The sequence below is a fragment of the Pseudomonas veronii genome, assembly GCF_001439695.1.
Classification (GTDB): domain Bacteria; phylum Pseudomonadota; class Gammaproteobacteria; order Pseudomonadales; family Pseudomonadaceae; genus Aquipseudomonas; species Aquipseudomonas veronii.
Genome location: NZ_JYLL01000005.1, coordinates 218,878 through 237,169 on the forward strand (window position 1 = coordinate 218,878; position 18,292 = coordinate 237,169).

The 18,292-nt window shown below is 63.7% G+C and carries 17 protein-coding genes; 9 read left to right on the forward strand and 8 right to left on the reverse strand.

Annotated elements, in window-relative coordinates; genetic code table 11:
- Positions 1-4: 4 nt before the first annotated feature.
- From TU80_RS08945 to TU80_RS08975, 7 genes are all read right to left on the reverse strand, one after another.
- Positions 5-1,129 carry a DUF1120 domain-containing protein gene (locus TU80_RS08945; RefSeq protein ID WP_057004289.1) on the reverse strand — a complete coding sequence of 375 codons (1,125 nt, stop codon included), beginning with the start codon at positions 1,127-1,129 and terminating at the stop codon, positions 5-7.
- 10 nt (positions 1,130-1,139) lie between these two features.
- Complete coding sequence (locus tag TU80_RS08950) at positions 1,140-3,578, reverse strand: fimbria/pilus outer membrane usher protein (RefSeq protein WP_046384614.1); 2,439 nt, start codon at positions 3,576-3,578, stop codon at positions 1,140-1,142.
- A 124-nt stretch (positions 3,579-3,702) separates the two neighbouring features.
- Positions 3,703-4,425 carry a fimbria/pilus chaperone family protein gene (locus TU80_RS08955; protein ID WP_017848660.1) on the reverse strand — a complete coding sequence of 241 codons (723 nt, stop codon included), beginning with the start codon at positions 4,423-4,425 and terminating at the stop codon, positions 3,703-3,705.
- Between the two features lie 79 nt (positions 4,426-4,504).
- The gene (locus TU80_RS08960) at positions 4,505-5,131 is read right to left on the reverse strand and encodes a DUF1120 domain-containing protein (protein ID WP_017848661.1); all 627 of its coding nucleotides are present in this window, start codon (positions 5,129-5,131) and stop codon (positions 4,505-4,507) included.
- Between the two features lie 56 nt (positions 5,132-5,187).
- The gene (locus tag TU80_RS08965) at positions 5,188-5,814 is read right to left on the reverse strand and encodes a DUF1120 domain-containing protein (protein WP_046384612.1); all 627 of its coding nucleotides are present in this window, start codon (positions 5,812-5,814) and stop codon (positions 5,188-5,190) included.
- A 64-nt stretch (positions 5,815-5,878) separates the two neighbouring features.
- Positions 5,879-6,499, reverse strand: coding sequence for a DUF1120 domain-containing protein (locus tag TU80_RS08970; protein WP_057004290.1), 621 nt, complete (start codon positions 6,497-6,499; stop codon positions 5,879-5,881).
- A 44-nt stretch (positions 6,500-6,543) separates the two neighbouring features.
- A complete protein-coding gene (locus TU80_RS08975) occupies positions 6,544-7,173 on the reverse strand; it encodes a DUF1120 domain-containing protein (RefSeq protein ID WP_017848664.1) in 630 nt (209 codons plus the stop codon).
- A 414-nt stretch (positions 7,174-7,587) separates the two neighbouring features.
- Here TU80_RS08975 and TU80_RS08980 point away from each other — a divergent pair, with 414 nt between their 5' ends.
- The 8 genes from TU80_RS08980 (at position 7,588) to dacB (ending at position 16,107) form a co-directional block, all read left to right on the forward strand.
- Positions 7,588-8,415 carry a response regulator gene (locus TU80_RS08980; RefSeq protein ID WP_186351966.1) on the forward strand — a complete coding sequence of 276 codons (828 nt, stop codon included), beginning with the start codon at positions 7,588-7,590 and terminating at the stop codon, positions 8,413-8,415.
- A gap of 181 nt (positions 8,416-8,596) precedes the next feature.
- Positions 8,597-9,232: a response regulator gene (locus TU80_RS08985; RefSeq protein WP_026140231.1), complete on the forward strand. Its 636-nt coding sequence runs from the start codon at positions 8,597-8,599 to the stop codon at positions 9,230-9,232.
- Between the two features lie 227 nt (positions 9,233-9,459).
- A complete protein-coding gene (locus TU80_RS08990; protein ID WP_046384610.1) occupies positions 9,460-10,098 on the forward strand; it encodes a DUF1120 domain-containing protein in 639 nt (212 codons plus the stop codon).
- A gap of 100 nt (positions 10,099-10,198) precedes the next feature.
- Positions 10,199-10,669 carry a nuclear transport factor 2 family protein gene (locus TU80_RS08995; RefSeq protein WP_046385353.1) on the forward strand — a complete coding sequence of 157 codons (471 nt, stop codon included), beginning with the start codon at positions 10,199-10,201 and terminating at the stop codon, positions 10,667-10,669.
- 36 nt (positions 10,670-10,705) lie between these two features.
- Complete coding sequence (locus tag TU80_RS09000) at positions 10,706-10,981, forward strand: GIY-YIG nuclease family protein (protein ID WP_026140234.1); 276 nt, start codon at positions 10,706-10,708, stop codon at positions 10,979-10,981.
- A 76-nt stretch (positions 10,982-11,057) separates the two neighbouring features.
- Positions 11,058-11,993 (forward strand): glutathione S-transferase family protein, encoded by a 936-nt coding sequence (locus TU80_RS09005; protein WP_017848670.1) that lies wholly within the window; start codon positions 11,058-11,060, stop codon positions 11,991-11,993.
- A gap of 111 nt (positions 11,994-12,104) precedes the next feature.
- Positions 12,105-14,519 carry a TonB-dependent siderophore receptor gene (locus tag TU80_RS09010; RefSeq protein WP_057004292.1) on the forward strand — a complete coding sequence of 805 codons (2,415 nt, stop codon included), beginning with the start codon at positions 12,105-12,107 and terminating at the stop codon, positions 14,517-14,519.
- Positions 14,520-14,649: 130 nt separating this feature from the next.
- Complete coding sequence (gene dacB, locus TU80_RS09015; RefSeq protein ID WP_057004349.1) at positions 14,650-16,107, forward strand: D-alanyl-D-alanine carboxypeptidase/D-alanyl-D-alanine endopeptidase; 1,458 nt, start codon at positions 14,650-14,652, stop codon at positions 16,105-16,107.
- Position 16,108: 1 nt separating this feature from the next.
- Here dacB and TU80_RS09020 read toward each other — a convergent pair whose 3' ends face one another.
- A complete protein-coding gene (locus TU80_RS09020; RefSeq protein ID WP_046384607.1) occupies positions 16,109-16,888 on the reverse strand; it encodes an IclR family transcriptional regulator in 780 nt (259 codons plus the stop codon).
- Between the two features lie 119 nt (positions 16,889-17,007).
- Between TU80_RS09020 and hmgA the strand changes: the two genes are divergently transcribed.
- Complete coding sequence (gene hmgA, locus TU80_RS09025) at positions 17,008-18,291, forward strand: homogentisate 1,2-dioxygenase (protein WP_057004293.1); 1,284 nt, start codon at positions 17,008-17,010, stop codon at positions 18,289-18,291.
- The last annotated feature ends 1 nt before the right edge of the window (position 18,292 follow it).

Consider the following 18,292-nt stretch of genomic DNA (forward strand, 5'->3'; position numbering starts at 1 on the left):
GGGCTTAGAAGTAGGTGATTTCCAGGGTCGCCGAACCGTCGAGCCGCACTTCGCTGCGCAGGTCCAGGCTGTCGAGCGGCGCGATGAAGGCTTTCAGGCTGAGTAATGCGCTGAGGTTTTGCAGGGCATTCGGGCCTTCGGTGCTGCCGGCCGTGGCGGTAAACCCGAGGAGGCTGCGCGCGCCCAAGGGAATCGCGCTGGCGCTGGCGCTGCTCCAGGCGGCGCCGCCCGTGGTCGAGTCGGTGCGATACAGCTGGGGCAGCTTGTCGGCGCTGGCCTGGGCGGGGTCGACCAGCAGGTAATAACGGCCGACTTTCTGCCCGCGTGCATCCAGGCCCAGGCCGTAGGCGGTTTCATCGATGCCGCCGGTGGCTGAGCCGGCGCGGTTGTCGTGCATGACCAGGGCAAACGGAGTCGGGCCGTCACAGCTGACCGTGAGGCTCAGCGCGCGGGCGGGCAGGGCGGTGTCTTTGTCGCGGTGCAAGTCGCTGACCGACAACTTGCCGAAGTCCACCGTGCCGTTGTTGGCCAGGGTGGGCGTGCAGGCCGTCGGTGCGAAGCGCGCTTGCAGCTGCAATTCCCGTGAACGCCCGGAGGTGGGCGCGTCCACCTGCGCCGAGGCTTCCCAGGTTTCGGCATCGCGCACGCGGATCGCTTCGTCCCGCGCCCACGCACTCACCTGCAGTTGCGCGGCAAAACTGCGCCCGGTGGCGGGCTGGCCGTCGTGCAGCGGGACGATGCCGTGGTCGGCGCGCCAGGCCAGGCTCGTGCCGATTTGCGCGGGCGCCTGGCCTGGGCCGGCGAGCAAGCCGAGTTGCACCGCGTGGCCATCGAGCACCGCGTCATGCACTTGCACGCGGTAACTGCCGCCGTCGCCCAAGCGCAAGCGCTCGGTGCCGGCAGCCAGGGCGCGGTAGAACAGGCTCATGTCAGCCGGTTGCGGGCAGTTCAAGGTCAAGGACAGGCGCCGTTCGCCGAGCAGGTGTTCCGCTGCCGGTGCTGACGCGACGGCGCGGTTCATCAGGCCAAAATCCAGGCGCGATTCGCTCAGGTCCAGGCGGCAGTCGTCCTCGGCCAGGGCCGTGCCGGCGAACAGCAGCAGGGCTGCCAGGCTGTGTTGAAGCTTCATATTGGGGTCCTCAAGGTCGCTGGCAGCGGGCCGGTGCGGTTTCGAAATACACGTGGGGGTCGGCCTTGGCCGGCAGTTCAAAGCGCAAGTGGCAGCGCGGCTGGTCAGGGGCCTTGATCCATAGCGGGCGGGTGTCGAGCACGTCGGGCAAGAACACTTGGTTGCCTTCCTGGACCAGGGTGATGAACTCGCCGTCCTCCGTGGTCACGGTCGAGCCGCGTGGCATCGGGGTGTCCAGGGTCAACAGCGCACGCCGGGTGAGCGACACGCCGAACTCGATGCGGTCCACCGCGCCGCGGCCTGCCGATACCACCGCAAGCCCGTTGTGGATGTCGGCATTGCGCGGCAGCGAACGGGTGTGGACTTCCAGCGGGCTGCGCCCATAGGCGCTGAGCTGAGGCGCCACGGCCTGGCCTTGCCAGTCGGTCCACACCGGGCCGCTGGGGGTGTTGACCTTGATCCCGGGCATGTCGCCCACCGCCAGCACGGCAAAGGTGTCGCGCACCGGGTAGGGCGAGAACGTCAACCCGTCGGCGTGCAGCACCATCCCGCCGCGTGCGCCGCCCTGGTAGCTGGAGCGCTCGGCGTCAGCGCGCGTGTAGTTGAAGTCCAACTGGCTGTAGAACGGCAGGGCCGACACGCCCAGGGACGATTCGACTTCGCGGTCGCGGGTGTCATGTTCGACGCCGACGCGATACGCCAAGTGGTCGTTGATCTGCTCGTTGAGCCCCATCCCGGTGCGGTGCTCGCCGCCGGAATTGCGCACCCAGGCGCGGCCACGGCGGCTTTCGCCGAGGGGCAGGCTGACCGTCAGGTACAGGCTGTCGTCGTTGTAACGACGCCCGCCCATGTGCCATTCGGCGGTGGTGGAAATCGACATACCGGCGACCTGCGTACCCCAGGAGGCGAGGGCGCGGCTGCTGCTGTCGCCCTGGAACGAGGACGAACGGGAAACCCCCGCGCTGAAGGCGCCCAGCCATGGGTGCGACCACGAGCTGGTGGCGCTCTGCTGGTCGCGGTAACGCGCGCGTTGCTGCTCGCGGGTGTCGGCGATGTAGGTCGATTCGGTGAGGTCGCGGTAGCCCTGGGTGCGCCAGGAATTGGCTGCCGTGAAGGCCCAGCGCTCACTGAGTTTGTGCGACCACGACAGGTCGGTCTGCACCCCGCGTTCCTGGGTGCGCCGCGAGGCTTCGGAGGCGACCACGGCCACTTGCACCTGACTGTCCGGCAGCGGCAACAGGCCCAGGCTCAGGCCCGCCGAGCGATAATCCGCGGCCGCCAACAGCCCGCTGCCGAAGCTGAGCTGCGGATGCGGCGCGGCGCTCCAGCCGGCGCTCAGCACCCAGGGTTCGGCGCCCGGGCCGTCGCCGATATTGCGCACCCGCCCGGCCGCCACCGAGTAGCCGGGCGCGGGCAGCCCCAGGCCGAGCATGGCGGCGGGCACGGTAAAGCGCCGTTCCTCGCCGGTGCTTTCCTTGACGGTGACTTCGACGTCGGAGCGCCCGTTGAGGCGCGGCACATTGCTCAAGCTGAACGGGCCGGCGGGCACCACTGTGGAGTGAATCAACGCGCCGTTCTGGCGCACTTCCACCTGCGCCGGGCCGTTGGCGATGCCGTTGATGGTCGCGCCCTGGTTCTGATCCTGCAGGGCCTGTTCGGTGAGCACCTGCACGCCGGTGATTGGCGCACCCGCGAGCACCGGGTTGTAGAGGTTGATCTGCCCGGCCTGCAACACCGCCTGGTGGCTGGCGAAGGTGCGCTGGGCGTAGGCGTCCAGATGGGTGGTGCTTGAGCGGCTGTCCTGCCAGGTCTGTACCTGGCGGCTGCGCACGATCCAGTCGCCGGCATTGAAGCCGACCTCGGTATTGGCCGAGCCAAAGCGGCTGGAATCGTTGCGGTAATGGTTGTACAGGCCGGTCACGTCGTAGTTGAGCAGCGCCGCGAAACCGCCGGTCTGATAGCCGGAAATGTCCTGGGTGAGCGGGCGCAGCGCCTGGGTGGGCACCACCAGGTTCAGGCTCAGGTTGGCCGGGTCGTGCTCGACCACGGTCTGTGGGTATTGCTCGAGAAAGGCATAACAACTGCTTTCTTCTGCCGGGCCCGAAGACGGTGTCACCAACTGCGCGGCGTCCAGCAGCGGCGGGTCGAAGCATGTGGCGCCGTGCTGATCCACGCTGACATCGACGCGCCCGCGCCGCTGGCCGTTGACCGTCAGGTTGAGCGCATGGCGCCCCTGGGTAAAACGCGGGGTCTGCATCAGCAGGCTGGCGAGTTCGGGATCGATGCCGCGCTGGAGCAGGGTCTGTGGATCAAACGAACCTGTCGACGACTGCTCTGCCCATGCCAGGTTCGTCAGCAACCCCTGACTGAGCGTCAGCACCAGTAATGCCAGGCGCGGTGAAACGCCGGGCACGGCTTTGCCGTCACGGTAATGGATGACTGTGTTCACACAAATGCACTCGGATGATGGAAGTACCCGGCGTGATTCCCTATCGCGTCAGGTCTTCCCGGTGGCCTTCAGTGGGTGGCCACTTCGTGATAGTGGCGCCGTCGTGTCCCTGGGCGCCGTTGCATCACAGGCTTATGGGCGCGTCGTGGGGCGCGACCGCAAAGCCATACACTGTGGCCGGTTGCAGGCGCACGCTGGTGGCACCGGCGCCGGCGCCGCTGGCGGTGACGGTCAGCGTTTCACCGGGCAGCACATAGGTGCGCGGCAGCATCGCCGAAGCATTGCCGGGCAGCAGTTGCAGCTCCTGGGCCAGGCGCACCACATACGGGGACGGGTTGTGGACGCTGAGCTGGTCGGCTTTCAAGGTCCATTGCAGGCCCAGCCACGGCGTGCGATTCGGCGCCAGCCCCTTGGGATGAATGATCACCGGCAGGTTCTGCCGCACGGTCACGCCCACTTGCGCGCGCCCGAGCTGGGCCGGGTCGCGCTGGGCGGGCATGCCCTCGAAAATCACCCGTTTGAGGCGCTGGGTTTGCAGCGGCGCCTGGGTTTGCAGGATGAAGCGCACCAACTGGCTCTTGGACGCCTCGACGCGGGTCAGGGGTGGAGTCACGAACAGCAGCGTGTCGCTGTCCTCGGGGATGTTTTCGAGGGTGACGTGCAGCAAGGCCATTTTGGTGTCGGTGTTGGTGACCGAGACCGTGGCCTCGCCATCGGCCTCGTTGACGATCACCACCGAGGTGTCCGGGACCATGCCGTCGGCACGCGCGACGGTTGCACCGAGGACGGCCAGTGCCACGCAGCAGAGACGCGGCAGCCAGCGCCAAACGGAAAAAAACGAGTTCATAACAGGGCTCTTCTATACAGGGCGCTTCAAATGGGCCGACATGCGCGCGGTGGGTGACCGGGGCGCCGACGGCACGGTGTCAGAGGTAACGCAGGTCCAGCGTGATCGAGCCATCGAGGGGCACCTCTTCGTGGAGCGTCAAGGTGTTGGCCGGGCTGATCGAGGTGTCGACCCGCAGGGACGCCACCAATTGCCGGATCGGCGCGGGCAGCGTATCGCCGGCCCGGGCAAAGCCCATCAACAGACGCGGGTACATGTTAGGTTCGGGTTTCCAGCTAGCCCCCTGGTCGGATGAGGTCAGGGTTTGCATCGGCTGCGAATCGCCTACCGGGCCGCGCAACGACAGGCTGACCGACCCGAGGCGTTCGTCGGGGGCATGGGGGTTCATGCCCAGCCCATAAAAATAATCCGGCGCCAGCGATGACTCACGCTTGTTGTCGATGCCCACCAGGGCGAACAACACCAGGCCTTCGCAACTGATGCTCAAGCCCATCTGCTGGTTCGGCAGCACGGTGAACTCACTCGGATGCAACGTCGTCGCCAGGATCTTGTCGTGGTCGACAAGGCCGTTGTCCGACAGCGATACGCTGCACGCGCTGGGGGTGATTCGCCCGTTGACGTCCAACTCCACGCTCGAGAGCGCGAAGGCCAAGGGCGCCGCCGCCAACAGAAGGGTGAGGGCCGGCAAGCGAGTAAGCAGGTTCATGGCTTGAGTTACCTGGTGTTGAACGGGTGGTACGGGCATCGGGCAAGGCGGTGGCGTTACAGGTAGAGGACTTCGACCGTGACCGAACCGTCGATCACCGTGTCTTCGGTAATCGTCAGGCCCTGGGCCGGCAGGATGAATGGCTTGACCGAGAGCGCCACCTGCGTGTTCTGGGCCGGCACAGGCACCCGCGCCGCGCCGATCTCTTGGATCGAGATCAATTGATTGGTTTGCCAGCCCATGTCTGGCCGCATAGAGTTCCAGGTGGTGCCGTTGTCCGACGACCGGATCATCCCGACGGGCGTGTTATCGGCGACGCCCTGGTCGAGGAACATGAGGTAGCCGCCAATACGCTGACCGGCACTGGTCTTACCGATGCCATATTCGATGATGCTGTTTGCCGAGTCGGTGCGGTTGTCGGTGGCCGTCAGGGCAAACAGGGTCGAGGCTTCGCAGTCGATGCCCATTTGCAGGGTGACCGGGGTGAGTTGGGTCCGGGTGTCCAGGTTAAGGTCCTTGACCGAGACTCGGCCGACGTCGATGGTCTCGGCCGACAGGCTCGGCATGCACGCCGAGGGCACAATCAGGCCCTTGACGGTCAGGTCAACGGTGGAGGCGGCGAGCACCGGGAAAGCGCAGCCGATCAGTACGCCGGTAACGCTGGTACGCAGTAGCTTTTTCATGACGGGTGAAGCTCCAGGGATGGATAGGAATACAGGGGGTCCAGGGGGACAGGGGGTTACGCTGTTACAGGTACTTCATCTCAAGAGTCGCGTGCCCGTCGACGAGGACTTCGTCGGTGAGGGTCAGGCCATCGGCACGGGCAATTCGGGTGTAGAGCACAATGTCTGCTTCGAAGATCGTCACGGCCATTGGCTGAGTAGGGTTGTCCATTGCGGCAATCGCGAGCAGGTTGAGGTGGCCCAACTGCGTACCGGGGGTCCACGTGGTGCCGCCATCCAGCGACACGATGGTTCGCACGGCCATGGTGTCCGCCATGGGGTTGCTCAAACTCAGCGAAACGCTGCCCAGTTTCTCGTCGTTGGGGGTCGTGCCCAGGCCGTGGTGGTTGGGGATCACCGATGTGCCGTGGCGGTTGTCGATGGTGGTCATGGCGAAGAGCGTCGAGCCTTCGCACCGCACGTTCAGGTGCAGGGTGTTGCGCGGCAGCAACGTGTCTCGGTCTTGGTTGAGGTCGCGCACGGTCACCTTTCCGTGGTCGATGGTGCCGCCGTCAGCCAAGCCCGGCGTGCAGGCTTTGGGCGTAATTACGCCGCTCACGCTCAGCTCGGCCTGGCTGCTGGCTAAAGCGCTGGGCACGTTCGCCAGCAGCAGACTCGCCAACAATGCGGGGAAATATTTATCCATGAAATGAACAACCTCTCTGGGCAATGCCCTGCGTGGATGATGAGTTACAGGTACTTGACCTCGATCGTGGCGGAGCCGTCGATCAGCACTTCGTTGCTCAAGTCCAGGCTGTTGGCGGCGGCGATCTGGGTGTCGATCACCAGCTCGCTGATCACGTTCTTGATCGGGATCGGCTTGGGATCCTGACCGTTCGACCTGTCGCCAAACGCCGCCATGTACGGGTTTTGCCAAACCACATCGTCAATGGCTTGCCAGCTCACGCCATCCAATGACTCGATGGGCTCGACGGCGACGTTGTCGGCCACCGGATTTCTCAGGGAGAGCCAGAACGTGCCGATTTTCTGCAGGTTGTTGATCAGGCCCAGGCCGTAGCCGAAGCCGTAGATTGACGACCCGGCGCGGTTGTCGGTGGTGCGCAACGCAAACAGGGTTGCGGCCTCGCAGTCCACATTGAGTTGCAGCCTGGCGGTGGGCAGGCTGGTCGGGCTGTCGAGGTTGAGGTCTTTTACCGAGACCTTACCGTGATCCACCACACCACTGGCGGACAACGTCGGTGTACAGGCGCTTGGGGTAATCACGCCTTTGACGGTCAATTCCACGGTACTGGCGGCGAAGGTCATACCGCTGCCGACAAGGGCGATGACGGCGGTGAATGCGGCTAAGGGCTTTTTCATGTGATCGAGCTTCCGATGCAAAACTGATTGCCGAGGGGCAAAGGGGGACCCGTCGGTAACTAGGTGGCGACCGCCTGGAGTGGCCGGTCGCGTCCCGCTCTGGGGATGCCGGGCAATCTATCGGGGGGAGGGCGTCGGGCAAATACAACAAATACGACAATGGGCGGATGTCGCACACGCCCAATCGACTTGTCGGAACTCGTTTTTTTGTGTGTAGGAAATATAAGGGTTTCGTAGTTGTTGTATCGCGCAGGCGGCCTAATTCAAATAGCGTTCCGGCCGATACATCTTCACAGCACATTCGAACAGCCAGGCGTGTTGCGTGCCGTACCCGGTACCTATGTCGGCGGATGTTCTGTCGGCCATTGAGGTTGCCGATCCCCGCGCCGTGCGCTTATTGAATTTGAGGTAGTCATGTCATCAGGCCCTATCCCAGGCGACCGAGCAGGGGATGACCTGGCCGCACAGCCGGCGTCAACCCGGCATTGGCGTGAGCTCAAGGTGTTGTTGGTAGACGATCATCCCGCGTATTGCCTGCTGATGGGCGCGATGCTGGAGCGGTTGGGGCTGGCATTTGCAGTGTGCGCGCACGGCCAGGCTGCCCTGGCGATTCTGGACGTCAGCCGCGCCGACCTGATTTTCAGCGACTGCCAAATGCCGGTGATGGATGGCTATGCCATGACCCGCGAGCTGCGCCGCCGCGAACTGCGCGACGGCACGGAGCGCGTGCCGGTCATCGCGTTCACCGGCAAGCTGGGCGCGCGCGAAATCCAGCAGTGCCAGGCTGCGGGCATGGATGCCTGGCTGGCCAAACCGGTGACCTTTCAACAACTGCGCCAAGTCCTCGGCGACTGGCTGCCCGGCCCGCGTATCAGCGAGACCGCGCAGCCGGTCACGGCGGTGGAGGGGCGCTGGCCGAGTCGCGGCCGGTTGGGGCAACTGTTCGGCTGCAGCGAGGCGCTGCCCGGCATCCTGGCAAGCCTGGTGTATGAGGCCGAGCTCGATCTGCATGCGCTGGCCCAGGCCACCGACGGCCTGCAAGCGCAGGCCACGGTCGAGCATTTGCACCGCTTGATCGGCAGCGTGGCGTTCTTCGGCGCCACACCGCTGGAAATGCGCGGTCATCAGTTGATCGAGGCGATCAACCGCGACGGTGTGGCCATGCACCTTCAGCGCTTGCTCGCCTTGCGCAGCGACTTGATGGGGTATCTGAAATATTTGTCGCTATTAGGAAAAGGATGACAGCTAAGACCGATGGCTTCTGTAGGTCTTCAGAGTGGGCAATTTCCTTTTTTTCTGTGGGGTAAAATTCTGCTCCCAGGGATTGCTGGGCTATCTGCCATTATGGCGTTTGGGGGCGGTTGTTGCCGATCCGATCCGGGAGTATTTTGCGCGGATTCAAGTTGCCATCATGGTGGTGCTCATGCTTCGCGTAATTATTGCTGACGATCATCCCATCGTGCGTATCGGGCAGAAAGTGGTGATAGAAGCCAATGGCCGGTGCAAAGTTGTCGCCGAGGCCGACGGCCCGGATCAGTTGCTGGCGCTGGTGGACAGCACCCCGTGCGATATCCTGGTGACGGACTTCGCCATGCCGGGTAACCAGCAAGCCGACGGCTATGGCTTGCTCGGCCTGATGCGGCGCCGGCACCCGGACTTGCCGGTGATTCTGGTGACCATGTTTGCCAACGTCGCCACGTTGCGCGAATCGTTTGCCCAGGGCGCGCGGGCGATCCTGGCCAAAAGCGCGTCGGCCCGCGAACTGCCCCTGGCGATTGCCGCCGTCAGTGAAGGGCGCACCTTCGTCAGCGAGTGTCTGCGCGCACAACTGGCGGAGGCCGGGACGGGCAATCAGCAAGCCGTGCCGCAGTTGTCCGGCAAAGAGCGCGAAGTGGTGCGGATGCTCGCCAGCGGCATGACCGTCAGCCAGATCGCGGCGCGGGTCAACCGCAGCATCTCGACCATCAGCAAGCAGAAAAGCACCGCGATGACCCGGCTGTGCATCTCCACCGATGTGGATTTGTTCGCTTATGCGCGTGCGGCGGGCATGGTGCCGTAGAAAGTTGCAGTTTCATGACGGTGCTAGAGTGAGTCAGGCAGTGTCTGAGTATCGTATTACTTGTATTAAGTTTGAATGAGTTATCCCTTAACTTGCGATGGCTGTCCTGGCATTGTTTGGTCGGGGCATACACTTCATTCTAATAGTTTTGTCTTGCTGGCGAGTTAAAGTAAGCGCGTCTGTGCGCTTGCCTGGCTCATCAAGTAATGACCGAAAGTGAGCCTGTTATGCAACCGTCCCGTGTACTTGTTGCCGCCGCGTTTTTACTGGCCGGTGTTTCTAATGTAATGGCCGCATCCAGTGTGGATATCAGCGTGGTCGGTACTATCATTCCGTCGGCCTGTACGCCAACTTTATCTGATGCCGGTACGGTGGATTATGGGAAGATCTCGATCAACGATTTTCCTAGACTGGGGGAGATGGTACTGCCAGCGGCGACGATAAACTTGGAGGTTACTTGTGACGCGCCGACTTTGATGGCAGTCAGGAGTCTGGACAATCGAGCCGGAACTGCGGCTGTTCAATCACCGTCACATGACCCGCTCACCGTGTATGGTTTGGGCTTGGCAAGTGGTGGGCAAAAGATCGGCAGGTACGAACTTAAGATGAACGATGTGACAGCCGACGAACAACCGAGAGTCGTGATTGAGTCCATCGATAAAGAGACGTGGTTTGCTGCCGATAACGCAACGTGGCAACCACGTTGGCTGCGCACCGTGAGTAACGGTAATATAATTCCCGTGGCAGTGACGACCCTTAAGACAGACCTGATGTTGAGTACAGTCCTCGCGCCCAAAGACTCTCTGCCGGGTGAGGAAGAAATCCAGATAGACGGCAGCGCCACTTTGGACGTTATCTACCTTTAACCCCGCCAGGCATCACTTATTCTCGTGACGAATAACCATGGCTTTCCCGTGTTACGAGGATTATCGTTCAGCACCCCTGACCATCGTGCGAATGTTGCCCATGAGTGATGCCCACAACGTCCTGATCACCGAGTTCTATACGGCCTTCCAACATCTGGATGCCGAAGCCATGGCCGCCTGCTACACCGACGACGTGGTGTTCAGCGACCCGGCGTTCGGCGAGCTGCGCGGGCGCGATGCCGGGGATATGTGGCGCATGCTCACCACGCGGGCCAAGGACTTTTCCCTGACCTTCGACCACGTGCGCAGTGACGACAGTACTGGCAGCGCCCATTGGGTGGCGACGTACCTGTTCAGCGCGACCGGCAACACGGTGGTCAACGACATCGGCGCACGCTTCGTGTTTCGCGACGGCAAGATCTGCGAACACCACGACCACTTCGACCTGTGGCGCTGGTCGCGCCAGGCCCTGGGCCTCAAGGGGCTGCTGCTGGGCTGGTCGCCCGCGCTGAAAAACGCCGTGCGCGCCCAGGCGCTCAAAGGCCTGAGGGCATTTCAGGCCAGTCGTTGATAAGATTGGCGCTCCTCTGGTTTGCCGAATCGACCCGTGACTGATCTTCCTGAACCCAAGCCCTGGTTCGTGTACCTGGTGCGTGCCGCCAACGGCTCGCTGTATTGCGGCATCAGCAATGATCCGCTGCGCCGGTTTGCCTCCCATCAAAGCGGCAAGGGCGCGCGGTTTTTCCTCTCCAGCCCCGCCGTCGCGCTGGTGTACACCGAGCAGTGTGCGAGCAAGGGCGAGGCGCTGCGCCAGGAACGCTTGATCAAGAAATTGAAGAAGAGCGCCAAAGAATGCCTGGCGGCGAGTGGCTCATTGACCTGATTGATGGGGGCCTATTTCACCCACACGTGATTTTGCAGGCTAAGCTGAATGCTCATTTAATTGAGCGGAGCCTGGCATGTCTGAGTTGATCCTGCACCACTACCCGCAATCCCCTTTCGCGGAAAAAGCCCGCCTGCTCCTGGGCTTCAAGGGCTTGTCCTGGCGCTCGGTGCTGATCTCGCCGGTGATGCCCAAGCCTGACCTGATCGCCCTCACCGGCGGCTATCGCAAGACTCCGGTGCTGCAGATCGGCGCCGACATCTACTGTGACACAGCACTGATCGCGCACCGCCTGGAACAGGAAAAAGCCGGGCCGGCGCTGTTTCCCCAAGGCCTGGAACTGGTCGCCCAGGGGTTCGCCGCCTGGGCCGATTCGGTGGTGTTCGCCCATGCCGTGGCCTTGGTATTCCAGCCCGAATCCCTGGCGGCCAAGTTCGCCAAAGTGCCACCCGAAATGCTCAAAGTGCTGGTGGCCGATCGCGCCAAGCTGTTCAGCGGCGGCACCGCAGCCCGTCTGCATCTGGAGCAGGCCAAGCATCAATGGCCGGCGATCATCAGCCGCATCGACCAGCAATTGCAGCATCAAGAGGGAGATTTTCTGTTCGGTGAGCCTTCGATTGCCGACTTTGCCCTGGCCCATCCGCTGTGGTTCCTCAAAGGCTCGGTGGTGACCGCGCCGTTGGTTGACGCACATCCCGCCGTTGCCACCTGGCTCGACCGGGTGCTGAGCTTTGGCCATGGCACCGCCACCGAGATGAGCACCGAGCAAGCCCTTGACGTAGCGCGTCACGCCACCCCGGCGGCGTTGCCCGCTGAAGTGTTCGAGGACTTGAATGGCTTCACGGCCGGCCAGCAGGTGAGCATTGCGGCCACCGACTACGGCACCGACCCGGTGCTCGGTGAGTTGTTGTTTGCCGGCCGCGAAGAACTGATCCTGCGCCGTACCGACGAACGCGGCGGCACCGTGCATGTTCACTTCCCGCGCCTGGGTTTTTGCATTCAGGCGCAATAAAACCGGATTATTTTCAACCGGAGGTGAGGTAAACCCGACGCCCATCCGTGTAGTGCTTGAAACTGCGATCTATTCGCATTAACAGCGTTTTCTACACGGGTGCTCACAAGCATGAAATCGACGGCGGGCGGTTGGGTTAAACAGTGGCTGGGAGCCTCGGTCTTGACGGTATCGGGGCTGGCACTGCTGCCCCTGAGTGTGGCGCAGGCGCAGGAACAACAAAGTGCCCAGTTCAACTTTGCCCTGGCGGCCAAGCCACTGCCCCAGGCGCTCAGCGATTTCAGCCGGGTCACCGGGCTCAGTGTGATCTACACCGACGAAGCCCCCTACGGCCTCAATGCCCCGGCCGTCAGCGGCCCGATGAGCGCGACCCAGGCCTTGCAACGCCTGTTGGGCGGCTCCGGTTTTACCTTCCGCCAGATCGACGCCCGCACCCTGGCCCTGGAGCCGGTGCCCAGCGACGGCGCGCTGAACCTGGGCGCCACCACCATCAGCGCGGTCGCCGAGCCCGCCGACAGCACCAGCTACCAGCCGCCACCCACCAGCTCGGTCATGCGTTCCCGTGGCCTGCTGCTGGAGACCCCGCAAACCGTCAACGTAGTGCCCGCCCAAGTGCTGCGTGATCAACAACCGCGCAACCTGGATGACGCCCTGGCCAATATCAGCGGCATCACCCAGACCAACACCCTCGGCAGCACCCAGGATGCGGTGATGCTGCGCGGCTTTGGCGACAACCGTAACGGTTCGATCATGCAGGACGGCATGCCCGTGGTGCAGGGCCGGGCGCTGAACGCTACGGCCGAACGGGTTGAAGTGCTCAAGGGCCCGTCGTCGCTGCTGTATGGCATCCAGGACCCGGGCGGCGTGGTCAATATCGTCAGCAAAAAGCCGCAGTTGCTGCAGTCCACCTCCTTGACCGTCCGCGGTTCGACCTTCGGCAACGGCAAGAACGGCAGCGGCGGCAACCTCGACACCACGGGGCCCATCGGCGACAGCGGGCTGGCGTATCGCCTGATCGTCGACCACGAGGACGAAGATTACTGGCGCAACTACGGCACTCACCGCGAGAGCCTGATCGCGCCATCCCTGGCCTGGTATGGCGACACCACCCAGGTGGTGTTCGCTTACGAACACCGCGAGTTTCTCTCGCCGTTCGATCGCGGTACCGCCATCGACCCCAAGACCAATCACCCGTTGGACATCCCCGCCACCCGGCGCCTGGATGAGCCGTTCAACAACATGGAAGGCCGCTCCGACCTGTATCGCTTGGAGGCCGATCACGACCTGAACGACGACTGGAAGGCGCACGTCGGCTACAGCTGGAACCGCGAAACCTATGACGCCAGCCAGGTGCGCGTCGCCTCGGTGAATGCCGACGGCACCTTGACTCGCAGCATGGACGGTACGCGTGGCGCACTGACCACCGACCGCTTCGCCACGGCCAGCCTGGAAGGCAAGGTCAAGCTGGGCGGCATGCAGCATGACCTGGTGTTCGGCCTCGACGATGAGTACCGCAAGATCTATCGCGCCGAACTGATCCGCCAGGCGCAGCGCAGTGCCTTCAGCTACGTCAATCCGGTGTATGGCAACGATGTGCAAGGCACCACGGTGAGCGCCAAGGACAGCGCGCAGACCGACTTGCTGCGCAGTGACTCACTGTTCTTCCAGGATACGATTCACCTGACCGACCAGTGGATTCTGGTGGGTGGCGCGCGCTATCAGATGTACGACCAATACGCCGGCAAAGGCGTGCCGTTCAAGGCCAATACCGACGGCAATGGCCAGAAATGGGTGCCGCGTGCCGGCCTGGTGTACCGCTACACCGACGAGCTGTCGTTTTACGGCAGCTACACCGAGTCGTTCAAACCCAACTCGACCATTGCCGCGCTGAACGATGGCAGCGTGCTTCAGGGCGACCTGCAGCCGGAGCAATCCAAGGCCTGGGAGCTGGGGACCAAACTCGACATACCGGGGCGCATCACCGCCAGCGCGGCGCTGTTCGATATCACCAAGCGCAACGTGCTGGTGTCCGTCGGCTCCGGTGTCGACACGGTCTACAGCGTGGCCGGCGAAGTGCGCTCCCGTGGCCTGGAACTGGACGCCAGCGGCCAGCTCAGCGAGCGCTGGAGCCTGATCGGCAGCTATGCCTACACCGATGCCGAAGTCACCAAAGACCCGGCGCTGCAAGGCAAGCGCCTGCAGAACGTGGCCAAGCACACCGGTTCGTTGTCGGCGGTGTATGACGTCGGCAGCTTGATCGGCGGGGATGATCTGCGCGTCGGTGCTGGCGCGCGTTACGTCGGCCAGCGCGAAGGCGATGCGAATAACAGCTTCAATCTGCCGGGTTATACCGTGGCCGATGTGTTCGCCTCCTACAACACCAAAATCGACGGGCAGAAGGTCAAGTTCCAGCTCAACGTGAAGAACCTGTTCGATCGCACCTACTACACCTCGGCGGCCAGCCGGGTGTTTGTGTCGATGGGGGATGCGCGGCAGGTGTCGGTGTCCAGCACGCTGGAGTTTTGAGCCGGCGGCGAGGGCGGTGGTCGAGCCTGTCAGGGGCGCTTCGCCCTCCAGCGCGAGCACGCTCTCTCGCCACAAACGGCATGAGCTGTTAGCGTTGCCGCCACTGACGGCTTTGCGGAAAACGGTACTGATGCGGTTTGCACGAGGGTTACACACCAGCGCGATGCTGGTCGGCTTGAGCGTTTTATTGGGGGGCTGCGCCAGCGTTGCGCCGACCGCCGGCCCTTCAACCCTGGACCGCCTGTTGGCCGACCCGGCCCTCAATGGCGCCACGGTTTCACTCGTGGTGCGCGACGCCCGCAGCGGCAACACGCTCTATCAACACAACCCGCGCACGCGGCTGGTGCCGGCCTCCAACCTCAAGCTGCTGACCACCGCGGCGGCGATGGACGTGCTGGGCCCGCAGTATCGGTTTTCCACCCAACTGCTGAGCAACGGCGCGCAGCAAGGCGAGCGCCTGAACGGCAACCTGTACCTGCGCGGCCTGGGCGACCCGACCACGCAGTTCGCCGATTACCAGGCACTCGCCGCGCAACTGGCGAGCCAAGGCGTGCGTCAGGTGCAGGGCGACCTGGTGTTCGACGACAGCTGGTTCGATGCGCAGCGCCTCGGCGTGGATTGGGCTCAGGACGATGAAAGCACCTACTACGGCGCGCAGATTTCGGCGCTGACCGTGTCACCCAATTCTGATTTTGATGCGGGCACCTTGATGGTCACCGCCACCGCGCCCATGAGCCCCGGCCAGCCGGTCAGTGTGGCGATCAGCCCGGCCACCGATTACGTGCAACTGAGCAACCGCGCGGTGAGCGGCCCCGGCAACAGCTATGGGATCACGCGCCAGCACGGCACCAACCTGCTGCAACTCACGGGCGCGCTGGCGCCGGGTAAGCACAGTCGGCAATGGGTGAGTGTGTGGGAACCGACGCAACTGGTGGCCAATCTGTTTGAACAGGCATTGGCGCAGCAGGGCATCCAGGTGCTGGGCCGGCGAGTGATCGGGGGCAGCAGTCCGGCGACGGCGCGGCTGCTGGCGGAGCATCAATCGGCCCCGTTGCAGGAACTGATCACGCCGCTGCTCAAACTTTCGAACAACAACATGTCCGAAGCCTTGCTCAAGGCCATGGGCCGCCAGACCACGAACGCCGGAACCGCGCAGGCGGGCGTGGCGGCGGTGGCGGCCTTCATGCGGCGCCAGGGGTTGGACCCGGCGAGCCTGAATCAGGTGGACGGTTCGGGGTTGTCGCGGCGCAATCTGGTGTCGGCGCAGACGCTCACCGACCTGCTGCTGGCGACGTCCAGGCAACCCTGGTTCGACGCGTGGTACAACGCCTTGCCGATTGCCGGCAACCCCGCGCGCATGAGCGGCGGCAGCCTGCGTTATCGCCTGCGCGGCACGCCGGCGCAAGACAACCTGCATGCCAAGACCGGCTCCATGGGCGGCGTGTCGTCATTGAGCGGTTACCTCACCGACGCCCACGGGCGGCGCCTGGTGTTTTCGATGATCAGCAACAACTACCTGAGCGACGCCGCACCGGTCCGCGCTCTGGAGAACCGCCTGGCGGTCGCCCTGACGCAATGGCGCGACTGACTCAGGGCTGGTAGCCCATCCGCCAACTCACCGCCCGGGTCGCCGCCAGCAGGCGCTGCGCCGCCGGGCCGTCTTCATCGGCATGGAACAGCGAGGTGGGGCCGACCACGGTCATCACCGCCGCCACCTGGCCGACCGCGTTGAACACCGGCGCCGACAACGCATCCACACCCGGCATCAGCAGGCCATGCACAAAGTGCAAGCCACGCGCGCGGATCTGTTCGCAGGCGCTGGCGTAGGCCTGGTCGTCCGCCAGAGCGTGGGCGATGCCCGCCTGGATCTCGCGCTCGCGCAATTCGATGGTTTCCCGCGCTGGCAAAAAGGCGCTGAACACCAGCCCGGTGGATGAACTGAGCAGCGGCAACACCGAACCCAACTGCGTCACCACGGTGACCGCGCGCACCGCCGGTTCGATCTGCACCACGGTCGCACCCTGGTTGCCCCACACCGCCAGGAAGCAGGTTTCATTCAATTCGTCGCGCAGCTCGGCCAGGGGCAGGGCGCCGACTTTGAGCACGTCCATGCTGCCCAGTGCGGCGAGGCCCACGCGCAATGCTTCGCGACCCAGGCCGTAATGGTTGGTGGCGCTGTTCTGCTCGGCGAACCCCGACGCGATCAGGGCCTGGAGATAGCGGTGAACCTTGCTCGCCGGCATCTGCACATGCTCGGCCAGGCGCGACAGCGAGGTGGAGGGCGACAGTTCGGCCAGGGCCTTGAGGATGTCGGTGCCCACTTCGGCCGAGCGGACTTTCTGTTTACCGGTGTCGCGGGGCTTTTCCATGGGGCAACGGGAATCCGAGAGATGAGTGGGCGTCTTTATAGCTTGACGGTCGACAGCGATCAAATTACGTTATGCGTAACTGGATTACGATAAAAACAACTTCCGTCAGAGGATGATCCATGAACCTCGAATACCTCTCGGGCTTCGGCAATGAATTCGCCAGCGAAGCCCTGCCCGGCGCGCTGCCGGTCGGCCAGAACTCCCCGCAAAAAGCGCCTTACGGCCTGTACACCGAACTCTTCTCCGGCACAGCCTTCACCATGGTGCGCAGTGAAGCGCGCCGTACCTGGTTGTATCGCATCCAGCCGTCGGCCCATCATCCGGCGTTCGTCAAACTGGAGCGACAACTGGCTGGAGGGGCGCTGGGCGCGGTGACGCCGAATCGGCTGCGTTGGGACCCGTTGGCGATACCGAGCGAGCCGACCGACTTCATCGATGGCCTGGTCGGCATGGCGGCCAATGCCGGGGCGGAGCAACCGTCGGGCATCAGTATTTACCATTACGGCGCCAACCGTTCGATGCAGCGCGTGTTCTTCAACGCCGATGGCGAGCTGTTGATCGTGCCCGAGCAGGGCCGCTTGCGTATCGCCAGCGAACTCGGGGTGCTGGAGGTCGAGCCGTTGGAAATTGTCGTGCTGCCACGCGGCCTGAAATTCCGCGTCGAACTGCTGGATGCGCAGGCGCGCGGTTATGTCGCCGAAAACCACGGCGCCCCGCTGCGCCTGCCGGACCTCGGCCCGATCGGCAGCAACGGCCTGGCCAACCCGCGTGATTTTCTGACCCCGGTTGCCCACTACGAAGACCGCCAGCAGCCGACGACCCTGGTGCAGAAATTCCTCGGCGAACTGTGGGCCTGCGAACTCGACCATTCGCCCCTCGACGTCGTGGCCTGGCATGGCAACAACGTGCCGTACAAATACGACCTGCGTCGGTTCAATACGATCGGCACGGTAAGTTTCGATCATCCCGACCCGTCGATCTTCACCGTATTGACCTCGCCCACCAGCGTGCATGGCTTGGCCAACCTCGATTTCGTGATCTTCCCGCCGCGCTGGATGGTGGCCGAGAACACCTTCCGGCCGCCATGGTTCCACCGCAACCTGATGAACGAATACATGGGCCTGATCCAGGGCGCCTACGACGCCAAGGCCGAAGGCTTCCTGCCCGGCGGCGCGTCGCTGCACAGCTGCATGAGCGCCCACGGCCCGGATGGCGAGACCTGCACCAAGGCGATCAATGTCGAGCTGGCCCCGCACAAGATCGACGACACCATGGCGTTCATGTTCGAGACCAGCCAAGTGCTGCGCCCGACGCGCTTCGCCCTGGACTGCCCGCAACTACAATCTGCTTATGATGCGTGCTGGGCCTCGCTGCCCGTCACCTTCGACCCGAACCGGAGATAAC